The sequence below is a fragment of the Nonomuraea gerenzanensis genome, assembly GCF_020215645.1.
Lineage (GTDB): Bacteria > Actinomycetota > Actinomycetes > Streptosporangiales > Streptosporangiaceae > Nonomuraea > Nonomuraea gerenzanensis.
This window is the reverse complement of record NZ_CP084058.1, coordinates 881,995-892,905: the sequence shown is the minus strand read 5'-3', so window position 1 is coordinate 892,905 and position 10,911 is coordinate 881,995. Positions and strand designations below refer to the sequence as shown.

At 69.0% G+C, this 10,911-nt stretch carries 14 protein-coding genes; 1 reads left to right on the top strand and 13 read right to left on the bottom strand.

Annotation, left to right across the window (positions count from 1 at the left end; translation table 11 throughout):
- Nucleotides 1-198: 198 nt before the first annotated feature.
- The 4 genes from LCN96_RS04645 to LCN96_RS04630 all read right to left on the bottom strand — a co-directional run bounded on the left by LCN96_RS04645 (nucleotide 199) and on the right by LCN96_RS04630 (nucleotide 3,102).
- Complete coding sequence (locus LCN96_RS04645) at nucleotides 199-696, bottom strand: hypothetical protein (protein WP_225271343.1); 498 nt, start codon at nucleotides 694-696, stop codon at nucleotides 199-201.
- On the bottom strand, nucleotides 696-1,193 hold the full coding sequence (locus tag LCN96_RS04640; protein WP_225271342.1) for a hypothetical protein: 498 nt from the start codon (nucleotides 1,191-1,193) through the stop codon (nucleotides 696-698). Before LCN96_RS04640 ends, LCN96_RS04645 begins: the two co-directional genes overlap by 1 nt.
- 251 nt (nucleotides 1,194-1,444) lie before the next feature.
- The gene (locus LCN96_RS04635) at nucleotides 1,445-2,446 is read right to left on the bottom strand and encodes an ABC transporter ATP-binding protein (protein ID WP_225275921.1); all 1,002 of its coding nucleotides are present in this window, start codon (nucleotides 2,444-2,446) and stop codon (nucleotides 1,445-1,447) included.
- Nucleotides 2,447-2,544: 98 nt separating this feature from the next.
- A complete protein-coding gene (locus tag LCN96_RS04630) occupies nucleotides 2,545-3,102 on the bottom strand; it encodes a TetR/AcrR family transcriptional regulator (protein WP_225271341.1) in 558 nt (185 codons plus the stop codon).
- Nucleotides 3,103-3,186: 84 nt separating this feature from the next.
- On the opposite strand from LCN96_RS04630, the gene LCN96_RS04625 reads away from it, so the two are divergent.
- Nucleotides 3,187-3,576, top strand: a complete 390-nt coding sequence (locus LCN96_RS04625; RefSeq protein ID WP_225271340.1) for a nuclear transport factor 2 family protein — start codon at nucleotides 3,187-3,189, stop codon at nucleotides 3,574-3,576.
- On the opposite strand, the gene LCN96_RS04620 is transcribed toward LCN96_RS04625, so the two are convergent.
- The 9 genes from LCN96_RS04620 to nusG form a co-directional block, all read right to left on the bottom strand.
- The gene (locus LCN96_RS04620; protein WP_225271339.1) at nucleotides 3,577-4,005 is read right to left on the bottom strand and encodes an RDD family protein; all 429 of its coding nucleotides are present in this window, start codon (nucleotides 4,003-4,005) and stop codon (nucleotides 3,577-3,579) included.
- Between the two features lie 20 nt (nucleotides 4,006-4,025).
- The gene (locus tag LCN96_RS56425) at nucleotides 4,026-5,996 is read right to left on the bottom strand and encodes a glycosyltransferase family 39 protein (RefSeq protein ID WP_263657437.1); all 1,971 of its coding nucleotides are present in this window, start codon (nucleotides 5,994-5,996) and stop codon (nucleotides 4,026-4,028) included.
- A gap of 150 nt (nucleotides 5,997-6,146) precedes the next feature.
- A complete protein-coding gene (rplL, locus tag LCN96_RS04610) occupies nucleotides 6,147-6,542 on the bottom strand; it encodes a 50S ribosomal protein L7/L12 (protein ID WP_225271338.1) in 396 nt (131 codons plus the stop codon).
- Between the two features lie 70 nt (nucleotides 6,543-6,612).
- On the bottom strand, nucleotides 6,613-7,137 hold the full coding sequence (gene rplJ / locus LCN96_RS04605; RefSeq protein WP_225271337.1) for a 50S ribosomal protein L10: 525 nt from the start codon (nucleotides 7,135-7,137) through the stop codon (nucleotides 6,613-6,615).
- 235 nt (nucleotides 7,138-7,372) lie between these two features.
- Entirely contained in the window at nucleotides 7,373-8,173 is an 801-nt protein-coding gene (locus tag LCN96_RS04600; protein WP_225271336.1) for a LolA-like protein, read from the bottom strand.
- A gap of 155 nt (nucleotides 8,174-8,328) precedes the next feature.
- Nucleotides 8,329-8,532: a hypothetical protein gene (locus LCN96_RS04595; RefSeq protein WP_225271335.1), complete on the bottom strand. Its 204-nt coding sequence runs from the start codon at nucleotides 8,530-8,532 to the stop codon at nucleotides 8,329-8,331.
- A gap of 212 nt (nucleotides 8,533-8,744) precedes the next feature.
- Complete coding sequence (gene rplA, locus LCN96_RS04590) at nucleotides 8,745-9,464, bottom strand: 50S ribosomal protein L1 (RefSeq protein WP_225271334.1); 720 nt, start codon at nucleotides 9,462-9,464, stop codon at nucleotides 8,745-8,747.
- Between the two features lie 66 nt (nucleotides 9,465-9,530).
- Nucleotides 9,531-9,962 carry a 50S ribosomal protein L11 gene (gene rplK, locus LCN96_RS04585; RefSeq protein WP_148442008.1) on the bottom strand — a complete coding sequence of 144 codons (432 nt, stop codon included), beginning with the start codon at nucleotides 9,960-9,962 and terminating at the stop codon, nucleotides 9,531-9,533.
- A 120-nt stretch (nucleotides 9,963-10,082) separates the two neighbouring features.
- The gene (gene nusG, locus LCN96_RS04580) at nucleotides 10,083-10,847 is read right to left on the bottom strand and encodes a transcription termination/antitermination protein NusG (RefSeq protein WP_225271333.1); all 765 of its coding nucleotides are present in this window, start codon (nucleotides 10,845-10,847) and stop codon (nucleotides 10,083-10,085) included.
- Between the last annotated feature and the right edge of the window lie 64 nt (nucleotides 10,848-10,911).

Below are 10,911 nucleotides of genomic sequence, written 5' to 3'. Positions count from 1 at the left end.
CCTGTGTGACTGATCGCCTACCGCCAGGCCCAAGACGATACCCGCGAACGGGGGCGGTTAACGCTCCGTCACACCGGGGGGCGAACCCATGCCGACAACCGGTGTTGCAGTGACTGGGGTACCCCTATCAAAGGCTGCACTAAACCTGATTTTTGGTAACAATTGAAGGAAGCGACGCGCCCGCGATCACCTGGAGCCTCAGGCCGTCCCCAGGAGGGTCGACAGGCCGGCCACCAGCCAGCGAGAGTCTTGCCGCACCATGACGAACCTGGCGCGGTTCTGGGTGAACTCTTGCTGGACCCCCTCTTTACCAGGGATCTCCTTGACCGTACCAGTGTTCACGAAGAGCAGAACCTCTACCCGGTCGGGTTCGGCCCGCTCCACCCCGGCGCCCGCCACGGCCACCGTCTGCACGATCTTCTCCTCCTTGGCCTTGGCGACCAGGGTCTTGGTCAGCTCCTTGTAGTGACCGGTCAGCTCGCCCGTGGTGAACGTGCCGGCGCGGGCGAGATCCTCCTCCACCGTCCGGTAGTCGTAGGACAGCAGGTCCGGCGCGACCTTCCTGGCCGCCGCCACGGCCGCCGCGCCCGCCGCGTCGCTGTCACGCAGGTCCCGCAGGTCGAACCACATGGTCGGCACCAGCACCCCGCCCACGGCCACGAGGACGCCGAGCAGCACGATCATGAAGACCCGCACTAGACCTGCACCACCTTCGACGCCAGCCAGACGCCGCCGACCTTGGACAGGTCCATCTGCCACCGGTAGAAGCGCTCCTGCCGCGGGCTGTCGGAGCCCTCCCAGCGGATCTCCACGTCGCCCACGACCAGCACCCTGGCCGTGGTGGCGGTCATCGAGACCAGGCCGGTGGCGCGCAGCACGCCGTGCTGGACGACCTTGTTCTCGATCGTGGTGGTCCTCAGCTTGCCGGCATTGGCCTCGTACTGAGCCCTGGCCGAGCCGGTCGAGCTGTCGATGATGCGGCGCACGTCGGCGTCGGCGCTCCTGTGGTCGAGGGACATGAGGTTCTTGGCGTGGGTGCCCGCGGCCAGGAGCGCTGCCTGCTTGTCGCCTGCCCTGCCCTGCTCGTCGCGCGCCTGGGCCGCGATCCACACGCCGGTGCCGACGAGCACCGCCAGCACCCCGCTGAGCGCCGCGATGAGGATGCGGGCGGGGCGAACGCCGAGTCCCGCCACGTCTGCTCACCCCTTCCCGGCTCGTCGCTGCCGGATCATAACGCGACATCCGCCGCCGGAGCCTGCCATCCGACGCAGAGGGAATCAGACAGACCCGCCGACGCGGGGGCATCAGACAGACCCGCCGACGCCGGGGAATCAGACAGAGCCGAAACATCCGCCCCAAATGCCCCTGGATGGCCCTCAGACGGCCGCTGAGCGCCCAGCACGGCGTTCTCCTTGCCCTGAACGGGGAAAGGCGCCCATCCGGCCTAGGCGATGCCGTGGAGGTGCGCGTTGACCAACCGGGGATACTCCTCCAGCCAGTTGCGCCCGCGTTCGTCCACGAACGAGCCCTGCGGCGGGATCACCCCGTTGGCGGCCAGCCACGTGCCGGGCGGGCGCTGGGTGCGGCGCAGCTTCCTGCCCGACGGCATGAGCTGCGGCGGGATCGGCGGCAGCGGCCCCGGGTCGTGCCCGAGTTGCGCCTCGGCCTCCAGCTCCGACAGGTCCTTCTCCTCGGACATGCCGATGGGGCCGTGCTTCCTGGCGTTCAGGAACTGCCGCACCACCGGCTCGTCGCTGGACAGCAGCATCTCCCGCGAGCCGAACATCACCAGCTCCCGCCGGAACATCAGCCCGATGTTGTCGGGCACCGTGCGGGCGGTGTTGATGTCGTGCGTCACGATCAGGAACGTCGCCTCGATCTCGGCGTTGATGTCCACGATGAGCTGGTTGAGTATCGCGGTGCGGACCGGGTCGAGCCCCGAGTCGGGCTCGTCGAACAGGATGATCTCCGGGTCCAGCACCAGCGCCCTGGCCAGCCCCGCGCGCTTGCGCATGCCGCCGGAGATCTCACCGGGCAGCTTGGTCTCGGCGCCCACCAGGCCGACCAGCTCCACCTTCTCCATGACGATCCGGCGGACCTCGGCCTCGCTCTTCCTGGTGTGCTCGCGCAGCGGGAAGGCGATGTTGTCGTAGAGGTTGAGCGAGCCGAACAGGGCCCCGTCCTGGAACAGCACGCCGAACAGGCGGCGCAGCTCGTACAGCTTGCTCTCGGGGCAGTCGGCCAGGTCGGAGCCGTCGATCCAGATGTGCCCCCGGTCGGGCCGCAGCAGGCCCACCAGGGTCTTGAGGAAGACCGACTTGCCGGTGCCCGAGGGGCCCAGCAGCACCGAGATCTCGCCTGCGGGCAGCGTGAGCGAGACGTCCTCCCAGATGACCTGCCTGCCGAACGACTTGGTCAACCCGTCGACCACGACTTCCACGCCCACGGTCACCTGCCCGATCACGCTTGTGCACTCGCGGATGTCAACACCGTAACGGCGTCCGGGCGGATGGGAACCCGATCTCCCGCCTTGTTACCGGGCAGTTATGAGACTTCTTGTCCAGTAAGCGCACGCAGGCTCGGCCGCAACAGGCGGGCCAGCTCCTCCTGCGGCACTCCGCGCAGCTCATCGATCTCCAGGAGCTGGTGCCCCACCGTGATGCCCAGCATGACGAGCGTCATCAGCGCCGCCCGCAGCCGCGCGTCCTCGCCCGGCAGCGCCTCGGCCAGGCGGTCGATCTGCTTGCCGAGCACCTGCCGCGCCGACGCGGCGGCCTCGGGGTGGGTGAGCATCGAGCGCATCATGGCCAGCGAACTCTGCGGCAGCTCGCCCAGCTTCATGGTCAGCGAGCCGAGCACGTGCTCGACGGCCCCTTCCGGGCCCAGCTCGCCGCCCGCGGGCGGCGCCATGCGCACGGACTGCTGGAACAGCTCCTGCTTGCTGCCGAAGTACTGCATCACCAGGGCCGGGTCGACCTCGGCACGCTTGGCGACGCCCCTGATCGTGGCGCGCTCGTAGCCCAGCTCGGCGAACAGCGACCTGGCCGCGTCGAGGATCCTGCCCTCGGTCCTGCGCCGCCTCTCGGCTCTCGGAACGACCATTCCCTGACTCTACATGCGTTGACCGACCGTTCACTTTCGCTCTACGCTCGTTGAGTCAACACGTGTTGAGCGAAGGGGAGCGTCATGTCCATCGAAGAGATCGTCACCGGCTTCCACGCGGCCATGCTGCACAAGTCCGCCGACGAGCTGGCCGACCTGTACGCCGAGGACGGGCTGCACGAGTTCCCGTTCGGCGGGCTGGCGCCGTACGAGGGCAGGGAGGCGGTGCGCGAGAACTACCGCACCACGTGGGGCTCCACGCCGTTCCAGGTCGAGAAGGTACGCCGGCTCGCGCTGCACCGCACGCAGGACCCGGAGGTCGTGGTCGTGGAGCAGACCGTGCAGGGCACGGTGAACGGCCACCGGATCACCGTGCCCAGCCTGGTCGTGCTCCGGGTCAGGGACGGCCGCATCGTGCATGCCAGGGACTACATGGACACCAGTGCCGTCGCCCGGGTACGGGCGGCCGGCTGATCAGTCCTTGGCGTTGACGACGACCGTGCCCGCGAGGCGATCGTGCAGGCACCGCTTCTCACCGTCGAAGAACGCCCACAGCCAGTCCGCCACGGCGAGGAACTGGCCGACCACCGGGATCAGCGGCAGGAACACCCAGAGGGAACGGACGGCCGCGGCCCACGGCGACGGCGGCCGGCCCGTTCCCCGCCCGACCACCTTGATGCCGACCACCCACTTGCCCAGTGTCCGCCTGAAGCAGGCGTGCGCCGCCCAGAGGTAGACGAAAGCGAGGACCATATTCGCCGGTTCGTCCCAGAAGAAGGGGGACACCCACTGGGCGCCTGATACGAGCATCGCGCACACCAGGATGTCGAGGAGCCAGGCGCCGAACCGGGTGAACCGGGGCGCGATCACCCGGTGATCGACATGGGGGGCGGTGTCGGTCACTCCACCATTTTGCCGATATCTCAGGGTTGTGTGAGGTCGAACACCGTCGTGCCGCCGACCGTGGCCGGGGTGAACGTCTCCTGCACCCAGGCCGCGATCCGCGCCGCGTCGTCGCTGCCGCCCGAGCTGCGCCCGGCGCCGGCCATCCCGGTGCCCACGAAGTAGTGGATCTTCTTCTCGGCGACGTAGCGCCGGAACTGCTCCAGCGTCGGCGCCGGGTCCGTGCCGTTGAACCCGCCCACCGCCATCACCGGCAGCTCCGTGGCGAGCTGGTAGCCGGCCGCGTTGTTGGACCCGACCGTCGCCGCCACCCAGATGTAGCCGGAGGCGCCGGACTCCAGCAGCGCGGTCAGCTCGGCGCTCGGGGTGCCGGCGTTGAGCAACCCGCCCATGCCGCCCCCCATGCCACCGGTGCGGCCCGAACCGCCACGCCCGTCGCTCTGCGCGCCGCCATCGCCACCGCCCTGCGCGCCGCCGTCACGACCGCCCTGCGCGCCGCCATCGCCACCGCCCTGCCGCGGCGGCTGGGCGAACCCCTGGCCGGGCGGCTGCCCGCCCTGCCACTGACGTTGCCCGCCACCCGGGCGCTGGAAGCCGCCACCCGACTGCCTCCCGAACCCCCCGCCGGTGGACGGCCCGGCAGTCGGGATGGCCCCGGTATGCGGCGAAGCGGCCGTGTCCACCGCGTACGCCGCCGGCCCCGCCAGGCACGCGACCAGCGCCACCACGACCACGACCCGCGCCCGGCGGCCGAACAACATCGCCAGCGCCGCCCCGAGCCCCGCCACCAGCACGACCACGCCCAGCCACGGATTCCACTCGGAGCTGCGCGACAGCAGCACGTACGCCCACCCGGCCGTCCCCGCAGCGACCAGCGCCAGGACCCGGTGCGCGCCATGTTCCCAGAGCACCGCCGCCCCCATACCGGCCAGCGCGGCGACAGCGGGCGCCAGGGCCACGGTGTAGTAGGCGTGGAAGATGCCCTGCATCAGGCTGAAGATCAGCGCGGTCACCACCAGCCAGCCGCCCCAGACCCACAGCGCCGCCCGTACCGGATCGGTCCGCGGCGCCCGCCGCGTCAGCCACGTGGCCGCGACCAGCAGCGCCAGCGCGGCCGGCAGCAGCCAGGAGATCTGGCCGCCCGCCTCGGTGTCGAACAGGCGCAACCAGCCGGCCTGCTGGTTGAGGTTGCCCAGCCCGCCGTAGTCGGCGCCGTTGAGCCGGCCGATGCCGTTGTAGCCGAGTGCCAGCTCCAGCACGCTGTCGTTCTGGGAGCCACCGATGTAGGGCCGCTGCGAGGCCGGAACGAGCGCCACGGCCACCAGCCACCACCCGGCGCAGCCCACCATGGCCGCGCCGGCCAGCAGCAGCTGCCGCACCCGCCGCCAGAAGCCCACCGGCGCCGTCAGCAGATACACCAGCGCGAACCCCGGCAGCACCAGGAACGCCTGCAACATCTTCGCCAGGAACGCGAACCCGATCGCCGCCCCCGCCAGCACCAGCCACCGCGTGGCGCCGCGCTCCTGCGCCCTGATCACGCAGTACGCCGCCACGGTCAGCAGCAGGACCAGCAACGCGTCGGGGTTGTTGAACCGGAACATCAGCACGGCCACCGGCGTGAGCGCCATCGCGGCCCCGGCCAGCAGCCCCGCCCAGGTGGACAAGAGCCGGCGCACCGAGGCGCACACCATCGCCACGGTGGCCACGCCCATCAGCGCCTGCGGCACGAGGATCGCCCACGCGTTCAGCCCGAACAGGCGCACGCTGAGCACCATCGGCCACAAGGAGGCCGGCGTCTTGTCCACGGTGATCGCGCCGGCGGCGTCGGAGGCCCCGAAGAAGAACGCCTTCCAGCTCTGGCTGCCGGCCTGGACCGCCGCCGAGTAGAAGGAGTTGGCCCACCCGGAGGCCCCCAGACCCCAGAGGTAGAGCACGGCGGTGCCGGCGAGCAACACGGCCGCCGCCCAACGAGACTTCGCTTCGGTAACCACACCGGGAACGCTAGGCAGGCCGGTTGGCCGGGCGATGAGACGTACATGAGAATCTGCTGAGCCCCGGAAACGCGAAAAGAGGCGGGCACACCCGGCACCAGGGTGTATCCGCCTCTTTCCGAAGAGCTCTTGCGTGAAGTGAAGGGGAAGTTACTTCACGGTCACGGTGGCGCCGGCGCCCTCGAGGGCAGCCTTGGCCTTCTCCGCCTGCTCCTTGTTGACCTTGCCGTCGAAGACCGGCTTCGGAGCGCCGTCGACCAGGTCCTTGGCCTCCTTGAGGCCCAGGGACGTCAGGGCGCGGATCTCCTTGATGACCTGGATCTTCTTGTCGCCGGCAGCCTCGAGGATGACGTCGAACTCGTCCTGCTCCTCGACAGCGGCGGCCTCGCCACCACCGGCGCCACCGGCCGGAGCGGCGACGACGGCGGCCGGGGCGGCGGCCTTGACGTCGAAGGTCTCCTCGAACAGCTTCACGAACTCGGACAGCTCGAGGAGGGTCATCTCCTTGAACGCGTCGAGCAGCTCGTCGGTGCTGAGCTTCGCCATGATCGTTTCCTTACGTTAGGTCTTGCTGAAAACTAGGAACGGGACCGCGGTACGTGCGGCAACCCCCGTGCTACTCGCCAGCCTCGTCGCGCTTGGCGCGCAGGGCCTCGGCCAGCCGAACCATCTGCGTGGGCAGAGCGGCGAGCGTCGCGGCGGCGGCGCTCTGCTTGGCCTTCATGGCACCGGCAAGCTTGGCGAGGAGAACCTCGCGAGACTCGAGGTCGGCGAGCTTGGTGATCTCGGAAGCGTCGAGCGTCTTACCGTCGAGGACGCCGCCCTTGATCACCAGAAGGGGATTGGCCTTGGCGAAGTCACGCAGACCCTTGGCCGCCTCGACAACGTCACCGTTGACGAAGGCGATCGCGGTCGGACCGCTGAGCAGGCCTTCGAGGCCCGTCAGACCGGCCTCGCTGGCCGCGATCTTGGTCAGGGTGTTCTTCGCCACGGCGAACTTCGCATTCCCACCGAGAGAGACACGCAGCTCCTTGAGCTGCGCGACGGTGAGACCGCGGTACTCGGTCAGAACGGCGGCCTGGCTGCCTTCGAACTCACTCTTGAGCTCGGCAACCGCTGTCGCCTTATCCGCCCTCGCCATGGGCCTCCTTCCAGATGTGCCGCCGGAGAAGGCCCGAGAAATGAGAACAGCCCCGGCGCAGGGCGCACGGGGCTCACGCACATGGGGCAACCATGTGGGAAACTCGCATCACACCTGCGCAGGTCGCCCACATGACGTGGATCCTTCGGTCGTCAGGCTCAGAGCACCCGACGACGACCGGCGGTCTTCGGCAACGACCAGAGTACGTGCTGGCCGCCGAGTTTCCAAATCGCTCTCAGTTGGTCGTGCCCTTGGGCAGCTCACCCACCTGGTCGGCGGGCGGGGTCTGGATGTTGACGGCCTCGTTGAACCCCTTGAAGAACAGGGTCGCGTCGAGCGTGGCGCCCTCCTTGGAGCCGTTCAGCGCGATCTTGCGGGGCAGCCCGTCGGCCGCCACCCACATGTCGAACTTCACGTCCTTCAGCTCGGCCAGGTTCTGCCTGGCCTGGTCCCGCTGCTCGGCGGGCAGCTGCTGGACGGCCACCTCCACCGGGAAGGTGCCGCTGTAGTGCGTGGTGTCCTCGCCGTTGACGCTCTCGGTCCCGACCGACTTCACGTCCTGCGACGCCGTGACGAGCTTCGTCATGTTGCCCAGGTCGAACTGCTGGATCTGGCCGAGGTACTGGTTCACCTCACCGGCGTGGCCCGTCTCGTTCAACGAGACCTTGATCCACGGCTTGGTGCTGCCCAGGAGATCGTTGAGCGCCTGGACCTTCACGTAGACGGTGTCGCCCTGCAGCACCGCCCGCACCCCTCCGGGGACGCTCTGGCCGCCCATGTCGACGGTGTCCAGCGTCAGGTCCGCGGCGAGCTGCGGCTTGCTCTGGTAGAGCATGCGGCCCTGCACCTTGCCGTTGCCCTCCTGCGGGTGGGCGACGTTCACCACGGCGTCGACCGTGTAACTGGTGACCTCGGCGGTCTTCTGCGCGGCCTGCGCGAGCACTTCGGAGGCTGCGAGGTTGACCTGGATGGGCTGGGCGTTCGATCCACAACCGGCGACCGCCGCCACCACCAGCGCGGCTCCGGCCGCGGTCATACTTATCGTGCGCTTCAGCATGCCTTGACCTTACGTTTAAGTTTCCGGGTCATGGCGCCTTCCCCGCACAAATCGGGGAAAACTAAGGGTTCTCCCTCACGTCCTCTGCACCATCCCTGCACATCTACCCGCCGGGCCCGGCTCCACCAGCGAACTCACCGCCGACCCCACCGCCGGATCTCGCCGGCGATCGCCGCACTGCTCCGGTCCACGTGGAAGCGTTCCGCCGGGGGCAGCGGCGCGCCCGCCCGCTCACGCACCTCTCCGTCCGCTCGCGCCACGTCCAGGCCGCGCTCGTGCAACTCGGCCGCCGTACCGACGTCCCTGCGCCGCTCGGCGACGAAGCCCAGCTCGGCCAACAGCAACGCCCCCTCAGCGCCCGCGCCGCGCGCCCCCTCAGCCCACCGGTATCCGCCGTTTTCACCCGCGCGGATCCCGATGTCGGAGGACCACGCCAGCGCGCACCGCTTCGGATCGGCTCGGGTCAGCTTCGGGCCCCGTGCGCAAACGAAAACGCCCCCACCCGGACGAATCCGGATGGGGGCGCGAAGACTTGCTCAGCCGGGCAGGCTCAGGCCTCCAGCTCAGCCGTCAGCCCACGCGTGATGTTGGGGTCGACCGGAACGCCCGGCCCCATCGTCGTGGAGAAGGTGACCTTCTTCAGGTAACGGCCCTTGGCCGCCGACGGCTTGAGACGCAGCACCTCGTCGAGGGCGGCGGCGTAGTTCTCGATGAGCTGGCGCTCGCCGAACGACGTCTTGCCGATGATGAAGTGCAGGTTGGCCTGCCGGTCCGTACGGAACTCGATCTTGCCGCCCTTGATCTCCGTCACGGCCTTGGCGACGTCGGGCGTCACGGTGCCGGTCTTCGGGTTGGGCATGAGACCACGCGGACCGAGCACGCGGCCCAGGCGGCCGACCTTGCCCATCAGGTCGGGCGTGGCCACGACGGCGTCGAACTCGTTGAGCCGGTTGCCCTTGGCGATCTCGTCGATCAGCTCGTCGGCGCCGACGATGTCGGCGCCCGCCTCGCGGGCAGCCTCGGCACGGTCACCGGTCGCGAAGACCAGGACCCGGGCGGTCTTGCCGGTGCCGTGCGGGAGGTTGACCGTGCCGCGCACGATCTGGTCGGCCTTGCGAGGGTCGACGCCCAGCCGGAGCGCGACCTCCACGGTGGCGTCGAACTTGGTGGTCGACGTCTCCTTGGCCAGCTTCGCGGCCTCTACGGGCGAGTAGAGCTTGTCGCGGTCGACCTTGGCGGCCGCGTCTTTGTGCGCCTTGCTGCGCTGCATTTCTTGACTCCTAGTGGTGTCCGGGCCACCGCGCGGCGGCCCTCCCACGAACTGCTGGGAAAGGTCTTACTCGGCGACGGTGATGCCCATGGACCGGGCGGTGCCGGCGATGATCTTCTCGGCCGCCTCGATGTCGTTGGCGTTGAGGTCGGGCATCTTCGTCTCGGCGATGCTGCGCAGCTGCTCGCGGCTGAGCTTGCCCACCTTGTCGCGGTGCGGGACCGCGCTGCCCTTGTCGAGGCCCAGCGCCTTCTTGATCAGCTCAGGCGCCGGGGGCGTCTTCGTGACGAAGGTGAAGCTGCGGTCCTCGAAAATGGTGATCTCAACGGGGATGATGTTGCCCCGCTGGGCCTCCGTCGCAGCGTTGTACTGCTTGACGAAGTCCATGATGTTGACGCCGTGGGGACCGAGGGCGGTACCCACCGGCGGAGCCGGCGTGGCCTGGCCGGCCGGGAGCTGCACCTTGACGAGTGCGGCGATTTTCTTCTTCGGAGGCATTTGTCCTTCTCCGGGTCCTGATTGCGTTGCGCCCGGCCCGTAGGATTGCGGGCCCGGACATGTCGGAGGCCGCCCTCGCGATGAGGCGGCCAGCCGAACGTCTAAGTGTATGTGATCGTCTTAGATCTTCGAGACCTGGTTGAACGAGAGCTCCACCGGGGTCTCGCGACCGAAGATCGACACGAGCACCTTGAGCTTCTGCGACTCGGGGCTGATCTCGCTCACCGAGGCGGGCAGGGTGGCGAACGGGCCGTCCATGACCGTGACCGACTCGCCGATCTCGAACTCGACCGTGGGGCCGCTGGCGGCCTTGGTCGTGGTCTTCTTGGCTTCCTCGGTCGGCTCCGGCGCCAGCAGCTTGGCGACCTCGTCGAGGCTGAGCGGGCTCGGCTTGTTGGACAGGCCCACGAAGCCGGTCACGCCGGGCGTGTTGCGCACGGCGGCCCAGGACTCGTCGGTCAGCTCCATGCGCACCAGCACGTAGCCGGGCAGCACGCGCTCCTTGACCGGGACCTTCTTGCCGCTCTTGAACTCCTGGACGGTGTGCGTCGGCACCTCGACCTGGTAGATGTAGTCCTCCATGTTGAGCGAGACGTTGCGGCTCTCGATGTTGGACTTCACCCGGTTCTCGTAGCCGGCGTAGGAGTGGATGACGTACCACTCACCCGGCAGACCCCGCAGCGAGCTCTTGAACTCCTCGACGGGGTCGACGTCAGGAAGCACCGCATCGTCCTCGACGGTGGCCACCTCGTCGTCGGCGGCCTCGTCGCTCTCCTCGACCTCGGCCTCCTCCAGAGCCGCCTCGGCGGACTCCTCAGTGGCCTCTTCCAGCTCGTCGCCCCACTCGTCGCGGGACTCGTCCGCCGGAAATGAAGACTCGGACACGGTGACTCTTCCTCTTTCGTGGTTTCGAATGGCGACTCCGTCAGGCGACCCACCCGGCGGCGTC

What these genes read in the sequence shown, in the direction of transcription:
- LCN96_RS04630 (WP_225271341.1), bottom strand. Translation starts at nt 3,102, where the DNA reads ATGGTCGTTCCGAGAGCCGAGAGGCGGCGCAGGACCGAGGGCAGGATC.
- LCN96_RS04625 (WP_225271340.1), top strand. Translation starts at nt 3,187, where the DNA reads ATGTCCATCGAAGAGATCGTCACCGGCTTCCACGCGGCCATGCTGCAC.
- rplL (WP_225271338.1), bottom strand. Translation starts at nt 6,542, where the DNA reads ATGGCGAAGCTCAGCACCGACGAGCTGCTCGACGCGTTCAAGGAGATG.
- rplJ (WP_225271337.1), bottom strand. Translation starts at nt 7,137, where the DNA reads ATGGCGAGGGCGGATAAGGCGACAGCGGTTGCCGAGCTCAAGAGTGAG.
- LCN96_RS04600 (WP_225271336.1), bottom strand. Translation starts at nt 8,173, where the DNA reads ATGACCGCGGCCGGAGCCGCGCTGGTGGTGGCGGCGGTCGCCGGTTGT.
- rplA (WP_225271334.1), bottom strand. Translation starts at nt 9,464, where the DNA reads ATGCAGCGCAGCAAGGCGCACAAAGACGCGGCCGCCAAGGTCGACCGC.
- rplK (WP_148442008.1), bottom strand. Translation starts at nt 9,962, where the DNA reads ATGCCTCCGAAGAAGAAAATCGCCGCACTCGTCAAGGTGCAGCTCCCG.